Source organism: Rickettsia asiatica, assembly GCF_007989425.1.
GTDB classification, from domain to species: Bacteria; Pseudomonadota; Alphaproteobacteria; order Rickettsiales; family Rickettsiaceae; genus Rickettsia; species Rickettsia helvetica.
This window is the reverse complement of sequence record NZ_AP019563.1, coordinates 289,874-308,599: the sequence shown is the minus strand read 5'-3', so window position 1 is coordinate 308,599 and position 18,726 is coordinate 289,874. Positions and strand designations below refer to the sequence as shown.

The window sequence follows — 18,726 nt, the reverse complement described above, 5'->3', positions numbered from 1 at the left end:
GCTTTGAAACCCCGGAATAACGTCGCCGCTATTCCTGCAAGAGATTTTACTCAATTTTTTAAAAATGTCAATTATCTATCGATATCATTCCTGCAGAAGCAAGAATCCAAGTAACCTTTAATGTCATCCTAGCTAACTTGATTGCGGGTTCTAGTCTTTTTTAATTTTTTTCTAGACTCCATGGTCAAGCCACGAGGTGACAATGGAAAGAGCCGGATACCTGCTTTTAGCTAGGTATGACATTGAGGCATACAATAACACCTTTAGTAGGTTAAACTAACAAACCTCTATAAGGCTATGGTGGGAATCGCCAATCAATATCCTAAAGCCTTCTCCTTCATTATCATTATGATCAAAATGATTGTAATCAAAATTATTTTTAGAACAACAAAACTTGAATTTAATATCTTTAAAGCTGAATCTAATATCTTTAATAAGAATTGCATCTATATCATTTGATTTAGTATCATATATCCATAAAATTTCTGCTCCGTCCCAAACAATCTTTTTCTCATTCGACAAGCTTATGGTGTTATAATTTTTAACTTCTGTAATAACCTGAGGTTCAGCTCTAACCGAAACTCTTGTCTCATCATTTGAAAAAGAAATAGGGTTGGTATGCGAAGTACTAACATTTCTGATTTCCACTAGGTTTAAATTAACTATAGGGTTATCTATAATAACACGCACTCCATTCGCATTTATTGTTTCATTAACTAAATTATTACAAATATCGGAGGAACTCCCAAATGTAAGCGTATCACCACCTACTACCGGACTACCCGATGCTCCTAGATTCTCTACGCTAGCACCATTACGTATTGCTGTATTTTCTGGCATAATCTTTACCTTATTTTTTGTTAAAAAACTATTATACACAAAATTATAAATTAAGTAAAGATATATTAATTTATTAGTATTTTATTTACTTTTGCTCCTCTTCCTGCTGTTTATACCAAAGTTCGGCATAATAGCCTTTGTGCTGTAGCAAGGTTTTATGGTTGCCTCGTTCGACTATATAGCCGTTATCCAAAACGATAATCTCGTCTGCATCGATAATAGTTGATAGTCTATGGGCAATGATAAGGGTAGTATGGCATGCCGAGAGCTCTTTAAGGCTTGCTTGAATTAGCTTGTCGGTTTTAGTATCAAGCGAGCTAGTTGCTTCATCAAAAACATATATTGCCGGATTTTTTAGGATGGTTCTTGCGATTGCAATACGCTGTTTCTCACCACCCGAAAGCTTTAAGCCTCTCTCGCCTACCTGCGTCTCATACCCTTCGGGTAGCATGCTAATAAACTCATGAATATGAGCATTTTTTGAGGCTGCTATAACTTTATCATAACTAGCTGCATTATTACCGTACGCAATATTGTAATATATCGTATCGTTAAACAACACCGTATCTTGCGGGACAATTCCGATAGATTTACGAAGCGACTGTTGCGTTACTTCTCTTATATCTTGATCGTCTATAGTAATATTGCCGCCATTAATATCGTAAAACCTAAATAGCAAGCGTGATATCGTCGATTTCCCTGCCCCGCTACTACCGACTACTGCTAAGATTTTACCGCTCTTGATCGTAAAACTTATATTATGCAAAATCGGACGTTCCTGATTATAAGCAAAGCTAACATTATCGAAACTAACCTCACCTTTTGAGATAATTAGCTCCTTAGCATCTACCGCATCCTGTACTTCTGCCGGTATATCAAGCAGCTTAAACATATCTTCCATACTAACTAGAGCGTTTTTAATTTCTCTATAGGCAAAGCCAAGTATTGAAAGCGGAATTGATAGCTGAAATAGATAAGTATTAACCATTATTAAATCGCCGACGGTCATTTTATTCTGATTAATAGCATTTGCCGAAAGTATCATAAGGCTAACAAGCCCTAAGGATATTATAACATCCTGCCCTATATTTAAAATCGATAGGCTGTTAGTAGTTTTAGTGGCTGATTTTTCATAAGTTTGTAAAGCCTCATTAAACTTTACGGCCTCATATTCTTCATTACCGAAATATTTAACGGTTTCAAAATTCAGTAAACTATCGATCGCCCTATTATTGGCAGTGTTATCGCTTTGGTTCATTTCCCTTGCAAAAGAAATACGCCAAGTACTAATTAAGAAAGTATAGCCAACATAAACTATCATTGTTATTAAGATAGTCACGGCAAACCAAATACCGTAAACATACCATAACATCCCGCTTACTAGTATAATTTCTACGCTTGTCGGGAAAATATTAAACAATGAATATCGCAGCACCACTCCAATACCTTTAGTACCACGCTCTATTGACCTACTTAAGCCTCCTGTTTTTCTAGTAATGTGAAAACGCATACTTAAATTATGCATGTGCTTAAAGACATTTAGAGCAACTAAGCGTGTTGCTTGATGTCCTACCTTTGAAAAAATGATATTTCGTAATTCACTGAAAATTTGAACAAGTATTTTTGTTCCGCCATATGCAACAATAATCCCGATAATCACCGAAAGAGCAAAATTTTTATTTAGCCCATCTATTATATATTTATAAACAATCGGAACAAAAATATTTATTACTTTAGCTATGACTAGACAAATAAGAGAGGTAACAATACGCAGGCGTATATCAAAATCCTTCGACCATAAATACGGCAGAAGTAGATAGAATGAATTTTTGCGATTGTTGTTTTTGAACATTTTTGAAGTTTTCAGCGTCATTGCGAGCGGGCATTGTTGCATGGAGACTAAACCGTCATTGCGAGCAGCCATAGGCTGCGTGGCAATCTCATGAAATCATAACAAACTCCTGAGATTGCTTCGTCAATTGCTATGCAATTTCCTCGCAATGACGTTTTTATTAATTACGCCCCGGCAGCAGGCAAAGTCTTCTTCGGCTGATTTTCTAACAACTTATCTAGCCTTCCCTCTTTTTCAAGATCAAACAGATCATCACAACCGCCAACATGCATATTATCTATAAATATCTGCGGGACGGTCTTTTTTCCACCGGCTTTCTTAATAAATTTTTTTTTCTCTTCCTGAGTAAAATTACTTACTTCAATTTCCTCATAAGCAATATTTTTCTCATCAAGCAATGCTTTAGCTTTTATACAATAAGGACAACTAGCGAGAGTATAAATAATAATTGTGTGTAATATAGCTTTATTCATAATGTTATATTTTTTTGTTAGATTTTAATATATTATCTTAAACTATAGTTTTTAAAGCAAGTAAAAATGCATGAATAATTTTTCTATTATCTCAGAATATAAACCAGCAGGCGATCAACCAAAAGCAATAGATGAAATTATAATAGGATTAAATAGTAAGAAACGCTCACAAATGTTGCTTGGTATTACGGGATCAGGCAAAACTTTTACTATGGCGAATATTATAGAGAGAACTAATCGCCCTACTCTTATTATGGCTCATAATAAAACTTTAGCTGCCCAAATCTATTCAGAGATGAAATCGATTTTTCCAAAGAATGCCATTGAGTATTTTATCTCATATTATGATTATTACCAGCCCGAAGCATATATAGCACGCACCGATACTTTTATAGAAAAAGACTCATCAATTAATGAGCAGATTGATTTAATGCGTCATTCCGCTACAAGATCGTTATTAGAGCGTCGTGATGTTATAGTAGTTTCTTCCGTTTCTTGTATTTACGGGCTTGGATCTCCTGATTTGTATTATCAAATGACGGTTAATTTAGAGCCTGGTCAAAGCTATCCTCGTGATAAGCTGTTAAATGATTTGGTAAATCTACAATATGAGCGTAACGATATCAGGTTTGAGCGTGGCTGTTTTCGAGTTAAAGGGGATAATATCGATATTTTTCCCTCGCATTATAGCGATAAAGCTTGGCGTTTATCGTTTTTCGGTAATGAACTTGAGTATATACATGAATTCGATCCCCTAACAGGCGAAAAACTTGCTAAGCTCGATAAAGCTATGGTCTTTGGTAATTCGCACTTTGTGATGCCTCAAGAAACGGTAAATAATGCCATATCAGGCATTGAAGAAGAATTACAAAAACGCTTAGAGTTCTTAAAGTCGCAAGATAAACCACTTGAAACACAAAGGCTAAATCAACGTACTCAATATGATCTTGAAATGTTAACGGAAACAGGCAGCTGTAAAGGCGTTGAAAACTACTCTCGCTTTTTCACAGGACGTAATGCCGGTGAGCCGCCACCAACATTATTCGAGTACCTACCGGAAGATGCGTTATTATTTGTTGATGAAAGCCACGTATCCGTACCGCAAATTAGAGCGATGTATAACGGCGATCGAGCAAGGAAAGAAGTTTTGGTAGAGCATGGGTTTCGTCTGCCCTCTGCTCTTGATAATAGACCTTTAAAATTTGAAGAATGGGAAAAATTCAGACCGCAAACCGTTTTTGTATCAGCAACTCCAGGACCGTTCGAGTTAGAAGAAACCGGCGGCACGGTTGTAGAATTGATTATCAGACCTACGGGACTGCTTGATCCTGAATGTATTATCAAACCTGCTACTAACCAAGTTGAGGATTTAATTAGCGAGATTCAAAGCACTATCGCTAAAGGTTTCCGTGTTCTAGTCACCACCTTAACTAAAAAAATGGCAGAAGATTTAACCGCCTATTTACAGGAACTAAAATATAAAACCTCTTATTTACATTCTAACGTTCATACTCTAGAACGTATCGAAATTTTACGAGATTTAAGACAAGGTACTATTGATATTTTAGTGGGTATTAATCTATTAAGGGAGGGGCTTGATATCCCTGAATGCGGCTTAGTTGCTATACTTGATGCAGACAAAGAGGGGTTTTTGCGGTCGGAAGTATCGTTAATACAAACAATAGGAAGAGCTGCAAGAAATAGCGAGGGTAAAGTTATACTTTATGCCGATAAAATGACTAAATCTATTGATAAAGCCGTTAGTGAAACGTTGCGTAGAAGGCAAATTCAACAGGAATATAATGAAAAACACGGCATAATTCCAAAAACCATCAACCGTGCTATTCACGCTTTAGCAGAACTTGAGAAAATCGATAGTAAGCTTGATAAAAAACAAACTCATAATTTATTTGATAACCCTGCTAAGCTAAAAGCTCATATTGACAAATTAAAGAAAGAAATGCTTAAAGCTGCAAGTAATCTTGAATTTGAACAAGCCACAAAACTTCGTGATCAGCTAAAAACTCTAGAAGAGGCGGCACTCGAGTTGAGTTAATGGTGTACGTTGTGGATACCAAAATCGTCATTATGAGTAGGCATTGTGGCGTGGAACGATTTTTTCGTTATTGCGAGGAAAATTATGAAGTAATTGACGAAGCAATCTCAGGAGTTTGTTATTTGTTATTATTTCATGAGATTGCCACGCCAGCCTACGGCTGTTCGCAATGACGACTCTAGTATCCACACAATAACGCCTATTAACAACACCTAAAACTCTTCCTATGATACGGTGATAAGCCGTGGGTATTAATAGCTTCGATATGCTCTTTAGTACCATAGCCGGAATTTTTATGCCATAAATATTGTGGGAATTCAGTGCTTAAATCTAACATCAAACGATCCCTAGTAACTTTTGCAATAATGGAAGCCGCTGCAATCGATAACGATAAATTATCACCGTTAACTATACTGACAAATCTTGCATCCTTAAACTGCATATTACCGTCAACTAAAACTTTCTCCGGCTTAGTTGTGAGATTTGCCGCAGCAATAGAACAAGCTTTTTTAGTTGCCTCTAATATATTAATCTCATCAATTTCGGTATGAGAAATAATAGCGGTTGACCAAACATAGTTACTAGTTATTTGCTCATATAGTAATTCTCTTTTCTTTTTGGAAAGCTTTTTAGAATCTTTAATACCCGTTATAATATTGGCGTTATCTATTATAACGGCACTTGCTACTACTGGACCTGCGAGCGGTCCTCTACCTGCTTCATCTATACCTGCTACAACATACTCCTGATATTTCTTCTCAAAATGTAATAGATCTACTTCCATAATTGTATTTTTTTAATTTTTGATATATGATAGAACAGTTTAGAATTACAAAAAAGTAAAAGTGCAAAATTATTTTCAATTACTAGGGCTTCCGCAAGAGTATAATATTGATTTAAAGATATTAGAAAAGCAATATTTTGCTATGCAGGTAAAATATCATCCCGATAAAGCAAAAACTTTGCAGGCAAAGGAACAAAATCTAATTACTGCGGCTGAATTAAATAACGCTTACTCTACTCTTAAAGATGCCTTAAAGCGTGCCGAATATATGCTGCTTTTGCAAAATATAAATTTGAATGATGAAAAAACACGCAGTTTACTTTCGCCGCTAGAATTAAGCATATTCTGGGATGAAATGGAAATAATTGAAAATACTATCTTATTTAGTGATCTAGAAAAAATAAAAGATAAATATGAATTAATGGAAAAGCTCGAGATTGATTCTTTAAAACAAGCTTTTGAAGAACAAAATCTATCAGACGCAACTATAAAAACTAGCAAGCTTAAATATATTGGGACATTGCTGCATAAACTGCAAGAAAAAATAAAATCATGCAAATAATAGAAATTAGGGAACCAGAGCAAGCTGATTTTAAGCAAGAACAGCAAATAGCAGTCGGTATCGATTTTGGCACTACTAACTCATTAATAGCTATTGCAGCTAATAGAAAAGTTAAAGTTATTAAATCTATAGATGATAAAGAATTAATCCCAACTACTATAGATTTTACAAGTAACAATTTTACTATAGGTAATAATAAGGGACTTCGTTCTATTAAAAGATTATTCGGTAAAACATTAAAAGAAATTTTAAACACTCCGGCACTTTTTTCTTTAGTTAAAGATTATTTAGATGTAAATAAAGGCGAGCTTAAGCTAAATTTTGCTAATAGACATCTTCCCACACCAGCTTATAGAGAGGAATTTAAAGGAGACACGGAACGCAGCACCGCAGCGTATATAGACATACGCGAGGATGTGGGTACCGGTTCGACGTCTAAATTACCTCTAGAAGCGAAGTGTGGGAAGATGTCTATTAAAAGGATGCGGATTCCTGAAATTGCAGCAGAAGTTTTTGTTTACCTAAAAAATCAAGCAGAGAAACAATTAAAGACTAATATAACTAAAGCAGTAATAACAGTACCTGCACATTTTAACGATGCAGCAAGAGGCGAAGTAATGCTTGCAGCTAAAATAGCAGGTTTTGAAGTATTAAGGCTAATTGCCGAACCGACGGCAGCTGCCTATGCTTACGGCTTAAATAAAAATCAAAACGGTTGTTATTTAGTATATGACCTAGGCGGCGGCACTTTTGATGTATCTATTCTTAATATACAAGAAGGTATTTTTCAAGTTATAGCAACAAATGGCGATAATATGCTTGGTGGTGACGATATAGATGTAGTAATTACACAATATCTTTGTAATAAATTTGATTTACCTAATTCTATAGATACTTTACAACTTGCAAAAAAAGCAAAAGAAACTTTAACATATAAAGATAGTTTTAATAATGATAATATGTCAATTAATAAGCAAATATTAGAACAATTAATTTTACCTTTAGTAGAACATACTATCAATATAGCTAAAGAGTGTTTAGAACAAGCAGGAAATCCAAATATAGACGGAGTTATTTTAGTAGGAGGTGCAACCCGCATTCCTTTAATAAAAGACGAATTATATAAAGCATTTAAAGTAGATATTCTATCAGATATTGATCCTGATAAAGCAGTTGTATGGGGGGCTGCATTACAAGCAGAAAATTTAATAACACCCAATACAAATTCATTATTGATTGATGTAGTACCTCTATCGCTGGGCATGGAATTATATGGTGGTATAGTTGAAAAAATCATCATGCGTAATACTCCGATTCCTATTTCGGTAGTAAAAGAATTTACGACTTATGCCGATAATCAAACCGGTATACAATTTCATATATTGCAAGGTGAACGTGAAATGGCTGTAGATTGCCGTAGCTTGGCTCGATTTGAGTTAAAAGGATTACCTCCTATGAAAGCAGGAGATATTAGAGCCGAAGTTACTTTTGCTATTGACGCAGACGGTATATTATCCGTTTCTGCTTATGAGAAAATCAGTAATACATCACATACTATAGAAGTAAAGCCAAATCACGGTATTGATAAAACGGAGATTGATATTATGTTAGAAAACGCTTATAAAAATGCTAAAATAGATTATACTACAAGATTATTACAAGAAGCAGTAATTGAAGCAGAGGCTTTAATCTTTAGCATAGAACATGCTATAGCGGAATTAACAGCTTTATTATCGGACAGTGAGATATCTATAATTAATTCTTTATTAGATAATATAAAAGAAGCCGCACACGCTAGAGATCGGATCTTAATTAATAATTCTATTAAAGATTTTAAATCCAAAATAAAGAAATCTATGGATACAAAGTTTAATATAATAATTAATGATTTGCTAAAAGGCAAAAATATCAATCAAATTAAATAGCCTCAGTTACATATAAAATTTTATATATAATCGAGCTAATTTAGATAAGGAAAAATAAGAAGAATGTCAGGAAAAATAAAAGTAACATTTATTATAAATGATGGAGAAGAAAAAACAGTAGAAGCACCGATAGGGCTTTCTATTTTAGAAATTGCCCATAGTAACGATCTAGACCTTGAGGGAGCTTGTGAAGGATCGCTTGCTTGTGCTACTTGTCACGTTATTTTAGAAGAAGAATTTTACAACAAATTAAAAAAACCTACGGAAGCAGAGGAAGATATGCTTGACTTAGCCTTCGGTCTTACCGATACTTCTAGATTGGGATGTCAAATTATTTTAACCGAAGAATTAGACGGCATAAAAGTACGCCTTCCTTCTGCTACTCGTAATATAAAATTATAATGGATTAAAAAAGTGATACGTAAAATACTTCTTTTTGTGTTTTTAGCCTTTACTATAATATGGTTTGCAACTGCATATACTATAAAAAATAACGTTGTAAGTTTAATTAAAAATTCTGAATCCGATAATCTTAAAATATCTTATAATGCCGTTAAGTTTTCAGGCTATCCTTTTAATTGGAAAATTACCGTAACGGATCCTAAAGTAAAATTAATTGATCATGTAAATTCTAAAGAATTTACTAGCAAAAATATTGTCCTAAATATAGCTTTTAGTACTAAAAGAGCTGCTCTTAATTTCGGTCCTTTTATTAGAGAAGTCGATAATTACGGCGACAAAACATTTACCTATGATGTACGCAGCGATGATGACATAAAGGGTATAGGAAAATTTAATAAACCTTTATATAAAATATCAAAAGATGCTAATTTAAAAGAAATATTAAAATCAATTCAGTTAAATAATAAAGCATTATCTATATTTAAAGATAATCAAGAAATTTTTAAAATTAATGATTTAGCATTTCTTATAAGAAAACAGAGTTTAGCAAGTGAGGAAAATATATCCTTATTTTTAAATATGAATTATTATTCAGAAAAAGATATTTTGAATTTTAAAAATGCTAATTTAGATATTGCTGCTTCTTTAAAATTTGCTGAAGACGGAGAAGATTCAGCTATTTTACAAAATTTTAATATAGAAAGATTTATTTTTACTTGTGATAATGATTCTAAAGTTAATTTAAACGGTGCTTTACAATTCTTTGCCAATAAATTACCGGAAGGAAAACTATATTTTGAGCTGGAAAATTATAATTCCATAGTTGATAAATTATTACCGAATAATATTATTTTTTCCAAGAAAATAATTAAAACAATTATTGCTAAAGCAATTAATAAAGCTTCCGACGAGCAATTAAATATAGATCAAAATGATGTAAATTCGGCTTACAACAATATAGAAAAAGCTAAGTTTGATATTGAGTTTTCAGACAAAGGAATAAATATCAGTTCTATTAATTTATTAGAACTCAAACTTGGTGAACATAAAGAAGACCAAAACACCGAAAATAATCCAAATTAGTTTTATGAATAATTTTAAACTAGCTACTATTATTAGCATATTTCTTATTTGCAGTAATATTTATGCTGCTCCAAAAGTCATTAAAATCGGTACCGGCTCTATTTTAAAAGGATATTATGCTATTGGACTTGATTTATGCAAGACTATTACAAATGATGATAAAAATAATGAACATATTAAATGTGAAGTTGTTGCAACAAACGGCAGTATAGAAAATTTAAAATTATTACAACAAGGCAAAATTGATTTAGCTTTAGTGCAGGCCAATATTGCAGTAGAAGCGTATAAGGGCATAGGTTATTATCACGATCAAGAAAAAATGCAAAATTTACGTCAGGTGCTTAATCTACATGATGAGTTTTTTACGGTTATTGTAAAAGATGAGGATAAAATAAAAGTTTTTGCTGATATTGACGGAAAAAAAATAACTAACGGTCCAGCATTTTCCGGTAGTAATATTACTTATGATGCCGTACGTTCTTTATATAAATTTTCTAAGGAACCTGAAGAGTTACACATTAATTATGAAGATTCTATTAATAAATTCTGTAATAAGGAAATAGATGCTATAATAATGATGGTTGGACACTCTAACCCCTTAGTAAATTTAATAGCTAATAAGTGTGAAGTTGATTTCGTTTCAATTGAAAATGATAAAATAGCAGAATTAGTAAAACAAAATAGAGCTTTTCATAAAACGGTGCTTCACAAAGGGTTATATCAAAGGATTACCGATGATCAAACTACAGTAAAAGTATCGGCAATCCTAGTAACTAGAGATAAGGTAAATCGTGATATTTTAGACAAATTTATCGGAGCTTTTCATAGAAACGTAGCAAATTTTAAACTTTCTAATTACTTATTAAATAACCTCGACATTAACTATTTCACCGATACTAAAAATTTTGTTCTACCAAAACATGATTCAGTAAGAAACAAAAACTAACAATATCTTATGTCTGAAAATACTATATTTAAAAATATACTTATACCTATAGATTTAAATGATAAAAAATCTATAAAAGGTATTCTTTCTAAGGCTTTAATGCTTGCGACGAACTTTCAAGCAAAATTACATTTTATGTATGTAATTCCTGAATTCGGTACGAAAATGTTTGAAGATTATTTACCTAAAAATTGGAGAATGGAGAAAAAAGAAAAGTATCAAGCTCAAATTAAAGACCTTATTAAACATTATATTCTCGATGAAATTGAAACAGATTATTATATAGGTAGCGGTGCCGTTTATGATGAAATAATTAAGCACTCTAATGAAATTAAAGCCGATTTAATAATAATCTCTGCAGTCAGACTACAATTAAAAGATTATATGCTTGGACCTAATGCTTCTAAAATCGTCCGTCATTCAGATATATCAGTTTTAGTAGTAAGAGATGAGGAATAAGTATTATTTACGGCTCTTATGTCATCCACGAAAGCGGGAGTGCATTATTGCATGGATCGAAAAACGCACTCGATGTCATACCGTGGCTTGACCACGGTATCTTGTATCACAGGCTGTGTCCTGAGATCCTGCAATCAAGTTGCGGGATGACATTAACCATACGTGGAATAACAATAACTTACAACTTTACTTTTAACTTCACAAAACCCTTGATGGCTTTGATATTTCTTTTGTACATGACAGTTATATTCAAGTAATACGCTTAGATTCCCTTTTTCAATTAAAACGCTAGCACCGATATTATAACCGACTTTAGGTTGCTTCAGTAATGCAACGGTTTCATTAACTTCTCTATCTTTCCACTTTACTTTAGTATTAAGTTTTTTGCTCTTATCGTTAAAGTAATTTTCTACAGAAGCTTGAAGTGCAGACGTAACGCTGAAACCTTCAGCTATTTTTTGTGGAGCTAAAGCTACCTTACCGCCTAAAATACCGCTCCATAAGTTTTGCTTCTTAGACGCGATACTTAAATGCTGAATACCTACATTACTTTCTTGGTACGAACCGTCTTTAGAGTGACCGTATCTTACACCGAGATTTGGAGTAAGAGTAATACCGCCTCTCATAAAATGATTGTAACTTAATAAAGTTTCAAAGTTATAATTATCATTCTTATATTTACCGGTTGCAATAGTACCTCAACGGTTGATTTTACTCTTTACAATATTATGATTGTAAGCACACATACCTTGGATCATAAAGTTTTTCGGTAATTCTTTTTGTCCGTATAAAGTTATACGATATGGCTATCGATATTAGTATTTGACCTGCTACCGCTAGATTTAAACTTTGAATCCAATTTAATACCGACTAAATCTTTGTAGTTATCAAAGCCAATATCAAAACCTATAGTACCGCCCGAAGCTTGACCTTTATAACCGCCTAAACCTTTTTGCGTATTAATACCGTAAGTACCTGCGATCCAAGCGCCCCCTTGATCTAACACTCTTTCATCTTCATCACCCCCGCGCAGCAACCGCAGCACTAGAGAACATTCTATGCGATATAATATTACGGCTCATTTGAGCGATATCACGAATCGGATTATATATTGCTCCAATCATTTCTTCGTCTTGTTTTACTACATTTTGCATTTCTGCAACTTCAGCAGTTTCAACTCTTACAGCTTCAGCAATTCTTGCTTCTTCTGCTTCCTTTATAGAAGCAGCTACTTTTGCCTCCTCTTCTTTTTTTGCTTCCTCTTGTTTCAAGTTTTCAAGGCTATCTTCAGAATCCTTAGATTCTAATTTATTTACAATTACTGCAGTGCTACTAGATACTTCTACTTTTGTTTGCTCCCGTATTATATTATCATCATCATCAAAGTCTTCAATATTGCCCTCTACAGGAACAATCCTCTCTATACGTCGAACAATCATAATTTCTATATCAGTATGTGGAGCTTCTTCCACCGGAGGCGGAACTACCTCTACATCTTCCATATTAATAACCACCGGTGCCGGTGCTAATGGAGCTGTAGCGACAGGAGCAGCTATTAGGGGTCTGCCGGTAAAACTAACGGTGCAACAGGAGCTATAGGAGCACACAGCAGGAGCTACTACAACTACTCCCCCATAGCTTATAACGTCTCCATTTGCTACTGCTTGTGCTGCTGCTGACTCTGGAAGTCTTGTAGCAACTTCTTCTTCATTTACAGCTGCCTCTGCTATAACTCTGCAGCTAACCTAGGATTATTCGTTTTAAGTTGCTGCATTAAGCCTGCATCTTGATTTATTCTAACACATAGATTTCTTGTTTCTTGATCTATACTACTTGTTACTTCTCTTTTAGGACTGATGAACTCAATATCGGTTCCTTCTTTTATAGCTTGAGCTAATTGATTTATATTACCATCAAGTGCATCTGCATTTTTAGTTGTATATTTCTCAAAAACTTCTTCTACAATTAATGCTTTTAACTTTTCTTTTCCTTTAATTTTTATTACTAACTCCTTTTTTAACTCAGTGTTAACTGAAGCTGCTATAGCTTGAACGGCAGCGTCGTATTTTTTTCCTATTTCAGAAGTAGGAGCAATATAAACTACTTCACCTGCATCTATATCGGGTTTTTTAGGAAAAAGATTTTCGATAGGCTTTAAAATATTCATCTTTCTAACCAGACCATCCATACCAAGCCTATTATATCCTACCATCATAGGCGGTGGCATGCCTACACCAACAACAGGAGCAGCAGCTGCCCTAACTGCTAAAGCTTTTGCTTTTTTTATTTCTTTTAATACCGCTTCTATTTTCTTATCCTTATTACATTAAGAAATTTTACAATTTCTTCTTTTGAGAAATCTTTAGTATCAGGTGTTAAAGCTTTCATTTTTACATTGAAATTATTTTGTACGGCGTCTGTTATATTTTTCTCCGTAATATGCTTAGAAGCTTTAGATAAATCGGCTGCATTATCGGCTAAAACTTTTTTTAGTAATTTAGCTTTGGTATCAACTGCCGTTTCATAAATTTTTGATAATGTTGCCGGGGCAGCTTTATTTTATAAAAATGTTAAATCGCCACTATCTATATTACTTTCCACTGTTAAATTAACAATATTGTTATTAATCCAATTATTTACTTGAATATCTACTTCATTTGCTTTAGGAATAAGGGCTATATTATCATGTACGTCTCCTTTATTAAGAGCAAGATCTAGTGCATCGGAAAATTTTAAAGTATTAAAATTATCAACAATTCTCTCTATTTCATTATTTAAAGAATTTGCTCCTAAAACATTTTCATTTTTAGCAATATAATCTATTCTTGATATAATTGTTTTCTTACCTTGTAGTTCATTTTTTATTTTTATTTCATTACTTCTTGCCGTAATATGATCTTGTAAGTCCAGCGGTAATTTACCAAAAGTATAATTTAAACGGTCTATTACGTTATGCTCTGCTTCATTAAACAGCTCTTTAAAAAATTCCTCTTGGCTATTTTATTATTTAAAGTTAAAGCTTGCCTTGAAATTTGCTTTATTTAAATCATCATCTTTTAATCTATTCCAAATATTCTTAGCTTTTATTATTAGCTGTGCTTTATCAGGATTTGCTTCTGAAAATCATTTCAAAGACTCATGTGGAGCTTTTCCTTCCTCTAAAGTTAAAAGTGTTTTTATTGTAATTCCTAAATCATTTTCTGCACCTAATGTTCTTACTTCTAATGTTTCAGGATTTTTTGTATTTTTACATCTCGTTATGAAATATGCCTTCTAAAGTATTTGGAGCTACAAGGATTTCTGCAACTACCGCTGCAGCTGCTCCACCTATAACGGAGGCAGGTACTCCTCCCACTACAGCTACACCTTCTTTTGCTTTTAGATTATGACCTGCTAATTTTAATTTAGGACTAAGATCAGCTATCGCATCCAAATTATTTAAATTTCTAACCGCTCTACCTGTTGGTCGAGGCGGTGACATTGTATTATTAAGCCCTACTAAACGCTCATTATCTGTTTTTATTTCACCTACGGTCTTTTTGTTAGGACAAGTGCTAGATCACTCACTGTGAAAGCATCAAAATTATCTATAAATGCTTGCATTTTCTTGCCATCCAAATCTTTAGCTATTAAACCGGCATCTTTTAAAATCTTGTTATAATTCTTTAAACCCTCTTCATCAACTAACTTACCCTCTTCATTAACTACCTTATTTTTACCGTTATCGATATATGCCGTCTTTAATTCAGCCATTTTCTCTAAATAAGTAACTAATCTTGCAGGATCAGCTAGTTTTATTATAGCCTGTCTTGTAGGAATATTAGATTTGTTAGCCTCAAGTTCAACTAAGTTTTGAGTAACATAATTTTCAAATTGATTTAATAATTTACGCTTTGTTTCCGGGGTTGCTATACTTTTAAACTTTTTTAATAAATCACTTTGTCCGGGTTTATAATAATCAACTTTAATATCTGCATTTCTTATATTAGCATCAGTAATATTAGTGCTAAAATATACATGTTCAAAAGTTTCTTTTGTTAAAGGGGCTTCAACATAATTATTTACAACTTTTAAATTATCATTAGCATCTACACCACCTGCCATAGCTATATATTTTAACTGCTCCAAAGGTGTATTTAAATTTTCTATGTTATTAAAATGTATAGCCTTTTTAATTTTATCGTTAACACTTACAGCATTTACTCCTTCAGCTTTAGCGAGGATTTCCAATACTTGAAGCCTATTTTCTAGAGCCATCTCTTGCTCGTTACGTCCTGTTTCTACTGCTGTATTACCTGTTAAATCAACAACTTCAACACCGGCTACACGTGCTTCTCTTCTTTCTCTAGCACCGTTAAGTACAGGAGCAGCTGCTTGAAGCCTAGTGACTTCTATTATTTCGTTATTGAATAATCTTCTTTCCCCTGGCATAAGATCATCAAAAAGATCAGCAAAATCTTCACGACCTTGCATCCCTCTTATAATATTAAGCTTTTGTGCAGGGATTAATGCTTCATACTCAGGAGTATGATTCAATATATCATAGATTTCTATATCCCCTTTTGCTACGCTAGGCATACCGGTCATGATTGCCGCGTTAGCACAGCTAAGTAAGAATAATTTTGTAAGTTTAGAATTTATAGATTTCATATTTTTTTCCATAATATCTAATTCCCTTTTAATAAATATTGATTATTAATTAAAATATTAATGTTTTCTTTATTATTAAAGGTAATAATACACGAAAAAATATTATGTCAAGAAATTTTTATTGATAGGATACAAGGTAGATAGTAACGTAGGTTTTATATTATAGTTTAATATTTGTAATAATCGTAATGTTTAATTTTTGTTAACGATTAATTAATTTATTAATGCCTTGTGGTTGCATTATACGACATTACTTTTATACATTGCAAGCTATATTATTAAATTTTTCATTATTTTTAAAATGCTTTATAATGATTGTTATAGGATAATGTTGTCATCCCATGGCTTGACCAAGGGATCTTGTGTCACAGGCTGTATCCTGAGATCCCGCGATCAAGTCGCGGGATGATACTAAGGTTACCGGGTTCTTGCTTCTAGCTAGGAATGCAAAAACTACATAACAAATTACAAGGTACATAAATTGTCTCTCAAAACCAAAATACCGGCAAGTTTTATAGAAGCAGTATTGTTATATGAAGATAGACATTTTTACAAACATTGCGGCATTAACCCCGTTTCCTTAGCCAAAGCTTTTTATTCTACTTATTTACAGAATAATCATAAAATAGGCGGCTCTACTATAACAATGCAAGTAGCACGTTTAAGATACGGAATAAATTCTTCTACTAATTCTTGGTAAAATCCATCAAATCATTAAAGCTATTCATGTAGAGCTACATTATTCAAAAAATGAAATCCTAGAAGCTTATCTAAATCTAGTGCCTTACGGTAGTAATATTGAAGGGGTAGCAGCTGGCAGTTATATTTACTTCAATCATGACCTAAAAGATTTAAATTTGATCGATATTCTAAGCCTTGCAGTAATCCCGCAAAATCCGCTTAAAAGAGGCGGGAATGATATTAATATTTTTAAAGCACGTAAATATCTATTTACCGAATGGCTAACGACTCACCCACAAGATATTATTTATAATAAGTTAATTAGTTTGCCGATTAAATTTAATCAAAATAAAAATCTTCCTTTTATCACACCGCATTTTACTTTAGATATACTAACCGGTAATGATAGCCCTATTATATATACTACTAATAGATAAAAATCTACAAACTACTATAGAGAAATAAGTTCGGCTATATATTAATGATCGGAAAAAATACGGCATTAATAATGCCTCCATAATTCTTATTGATTTTACTACTATGGAAGTGCTTGCAAGTATTGGCTCCGGAGAGTTTTTTAATAACGATATTTGCGGACAGATTAACGGCACTAAAAGTCGAAGATCTCCAGGCTCAGCTTTAAAACCGTTTGTCTATGCACTTAGTTTTGATCAATCACTAATACATCCGCTAACCTTAAAAGGATACACCTACTTACTATGATCATTATAAACCGGAAAATTTTGATAGCAGATTTACAGGTGGGTTAGGTGCTAGAGAATCGTTAATAAAGAGCCGTAACGTACCTGTAATATTTCTAGCATCTAAGTTAAAAAACCCGAATTTTTATGAGTTCTTACAACAAGCAAAAATTAGCGGCTTACGAAAACCTGAAAATTACAGCTTATCTATAGTACTCGGCACAGCAGCAATTACTCTTGAAGAGTTAACTACTCTTTATGCTATGCTTGCTAATCTCGGTACTTATAAACCGCTTAAGAAAAACTTGATGTGTCATCCCGTGGTCAAGTCGTGGGGATGACACGGACACCATACTACTATCCCCCGAGGCAAGCTATTTAACACTTGATATTATAAAAGATACGACTCGTCCTATTACCTATAACAATACAAGGCATAACTTACCGATTTATTGGAAAACAGGTACTTCCAGCTCATTTAGAGATGCACTTAGCGTCGGCATATTCGGAAAATACGTACTTGCCGTTTGGGTTGGGTATTTCAAAGGGCAAACTCACGGAACATTTACGGGTAATATTTCTGCAGCCCCTTTATTCTTTAATATTATCGAATCCATAGCTAGACCAAATAAAGATGAAGATTTAATCCTTTCAAAAATTAATGAACTAAATATTACTAAAGTAAAAGTTTGTGCAGATACGGGAGATATCGATAACGATATGTGTCCGGTTAAAGCAGAAATCTTATTCATTAAAGGCAAATCGCCGATAAAACAATCAGGCATTTATAGAAAAATGTTGATAGATTTAAAAACCGGTATGCTTGCTTGCAACTTTATTAAAGGACAAACAGAATATAAAACAGTAAATTTATAGCCGACAGAGATATGCTTTCGGTTTATCAAAAAGCAGGAATACATATATTACTGAAATCGATACCTACAAACCATTGCAATAGGTTGATAAATTGGCATCATCAAAAACCTAAAATTATATACCCGTTAAAAATTCCGTACATTCAATTAAAAATAGTGATAATATTACTTTTAGTGCGATTAGCGATAATAAAACCAATAACATTTTTTGGTTTGTGGAGAATAAATTAATAGCAACCGCAAAACCAAACGAAGCAGTAATATGGAAAGCAAAAGCCGGTGAATTTATTGTTAGAGCTATCAGTGATAGCGGCGAAAGCGACAGTATAAAAATTTATATCAAAGAATAAATTAACGGTTATATATAAAATTTAAAATTCCCACAGAAGTTGAGATTAAATCTTTAACAGAAGAAGAAACTGCTCTTGATTCTTTAA

16 protein-coding genes and 2 pseudogenes are annotated in these 18,726 nt (G+C 33.2%); 8 read left to right on the top strand and 10 right to left on the bottom strand.

The features are described 5' to 3' along the window. Positions 1–276: 276 nt before the first annotated feature. The 3 genes from RAS_RS01685 to grxC form a co-directional block, all read right to left on the bottom strand. On the bottom strand, positions 277–840 hold the full coding sequence (locus RAS_RS01685) for a hypothetical protein (protein WP_147141771.1): 564 nt from the start codon (positions 838–840) through the stop codon (positions 277–279). 85 nt (positions 841–925) lie between these two features. Next, on the bottom strand, positions 926–2,692 hold the full coding sequence (locus RAS_RS01680) for an ABCB family ABC transporter ATP-binding protein/permease (protein ID WP_147141767.1): 1,767 nt from the start codon (positions 2,690–2,692) through the stop codon (positions 926–928). A 164-nt stretch (positions 2,693–2,856) separates the two neighbouring features. Continuing rightward, positions 2,857–3,165 carry a glutaredoxin 3 gene (gene grxC / locus RAS_RS01670; protein WP_147141761.1) on the bottom strand — a complete coding sequence of 103 codons (309 nt, stop codon included), beginning with the start codon at positions 3,163–3,165 and terminating at the stop codon, positions 2,857–2,859. Between the two features lie 70 nt (positions 3,166–3,235). On the opposite strand from grxC, the gene uvrB reads away from it, so the two are divergent. Beyond that, the gene (gene uvrB, locus RAS_RS01665) at positions 3,236–5,221 is read left to right on the top strand and encodes an excinuclease ABC subunit UvrB (protein ID WP_147141758.1); all 1,986 of its coding nucleotides are present in this window, start codon (positions 3,236–3,238) and stop codon (positions 5,219–5,221) included. A gap of 202 nt (positions 5,222–5,423) precedes the next feature. Here the strand turns inward: uvrB and RAS_RS01660 are convergent, their stop codons facing one another. Then, entirely contained in the window at positions 5,424–6,005 is a 582-nt protein-coding gene (locus tag RAS_RS01660) for a ribonuclease HII (protein ID WP_010423658.1), read from the bottom strand. A gap of 61 nt (positions 6,006–6,066) precedes the next feature. Here RAS_RS01660 and hscB point away from each other — a divergent pair, with 61 nt between their 5' ends. The 6 genes from hscB (at position 6,067) to RAS_RS01630 (ending at position 11,382) form a co-directional block, all read left to right on the top strand. After that, positions 6,067–6,567, top strand: a complete 501-nt coding sequence (hscB, locus tag RAS_RS01655) for a Fe-S protein assembly co-chaperone HscB (protein ID WP_147141754.1) — start codon at positions 6,067–6,069, stop codon at positions 6,565–6,567. Next, complete coding sequence (hscA, locus tag RAS_RS01650) at positions 6,558–8,492, top strand: Fe-S protein assembly chaperone HscA (protein WP_147141751.1); 1,935 nt, start codon at positions 6,558–6,560, stop codon at positions 8,490–8,492. Before hscB ends, hscA begins: the two co-directional genes overlap by 10 nt. A 63-nt stretch (positions 8,493–8,555) precedes the next feature. Further along, positions 8,556–8,894: a ferredoxin family 2Fe-2S iron-sulfur cluster binding protein gene (locus tag RAS_RS01645; protein WP_010423662.1), complete on the top strand. Its 339-nt coding sequence runs from the start codon at positions 8,556–8,558 to the stop codon at positions 8,892–8,894. Positions 8,895–8,906: 12 nt separating this feature from the next. Continuing rightward, a complete protein-coding gene (locus tag RAS_RS01640; protein ID WP_147141747.1) occupies positions 8,907–9,977 on the top strand; it encodes an RP198 family tick cell line-upregulated protein in 1,071 nt (356 codons plus the stop codon). 4 nt (positions 9,978–9,981) lie between these two features. Next, positions 9,982–10,923: a TAXI family TRAP transporter solute-binding subunit gene (locus RAS_RS01635; RefSeq protein ID WP_147141743.1), complete on the top strand. Its 942-nt coding sequence runs from the start codon at positions 9,982–9,984 to the stop codon at positions 10,921–10,923. Positions 10,924–10,932: 9 nt separating this feature from the next. Continuing rightward, the gene (locus RAS_RS01630; RefSeq protein WP_010423665.1) at positions 10,933–11,382 is read left to right on the top strand and encodes a universal stress protein; all 450 of its coding nucleotides are present in this window, start codon (positions 10,933–10,935) and stop codon (positions 11,380–11,382) included. Between the two features lie 152 nt (positions 11,383–11,534). Here the strand turns inward: RAS_RS01630 and RAS_RS09360 are convergent, their stop codons facing one another. From RAS_RS09360 to RAS_RS10635, 6 genes and pseudogenes are all read right to left on the bottom strand, one after another. After that, complete coding sequence (locus tag RAS_RS09360) at positions 11,535–12,074, bottom strand: autotransporter outer membrane beta-barrel domain-containing protein (protein ID WP_232049387.1); 540 nt, start codon at positions 12,072–12,074, stop codon at positions 11,535–11,537. A 101-nt stretch (positions 12,075–12,175) separates the two neighbouring features. Further along, complete coding sequence (locus tag RAS_RS09355; RefSeq protein ID WP_232049274.1) at positions 12,176–12,418, bottom strand: hypothetical protein; 243 nt, start codon at positions 12,416–12,418, stop codon at positions 12,176–12,178. Continuing rightward, the gene (locus RAS_RS09350; RefSeq protein ID WP_232049273.1) at positions 12,402–12,989 is read right to left on the bottom strand and encodes a hypothetical protein; all 588 of its coding nucleotides are present in this window, start codon (positions 12,987–12,989) and stop codon (positions 12,402–12,404) included. The genes RAS_RS09355 and RAS_RS09350 overlap by 17 nt, the downstream gene beginning before the upstream one ends. A gap of 119 nt (positions 12,990–13,108) precedes the next feature. Next, on the bottom strand, positions 13,109–13,609 hold the full coding sequence (locus RAS_RS09345; RefSeq protein ID WP_232049272.1) for a hypothetical protein: 501 nt from the start codon (positions 13,607–13,609) through the stop codon (positions 13,109–13,111). Between the two features lie 1,020 nt (positions 13,610–14,629). Continuing rightward, positions 14,630–14,863, bottom strand: coding sequence for a hypothetical protein (locus tag RAS_RS01605; RefSeq protein ID WP_147141740.1), 234 nt, complete (start codon positions 14,861–14,863; stop codon positions 14,630–14,632). A 674-nt stretch (positions 14,864–15,537) separates the two neighbouring features. Continuing rightward, positions 15,538–15,960: pseudogene (locus RAS_RS10635) on the bottom strand (cell surface protein); the annotation flags it as partial. A 568-nt stretch (positions 15,961–16,528) separates the two neighbouring features. Between RAS_RS10635 and pbpC the strand changes: the two are divergent. After that, positions 16,529–18,639 (top strand): annotated as a pseudogene (pbpC, locus tag RAS_RS01585) (penicillin-binding protein 1C); the annotation flags it as partial. Positions 18,640–18,726: the final 87 nt, after the last annotated feature.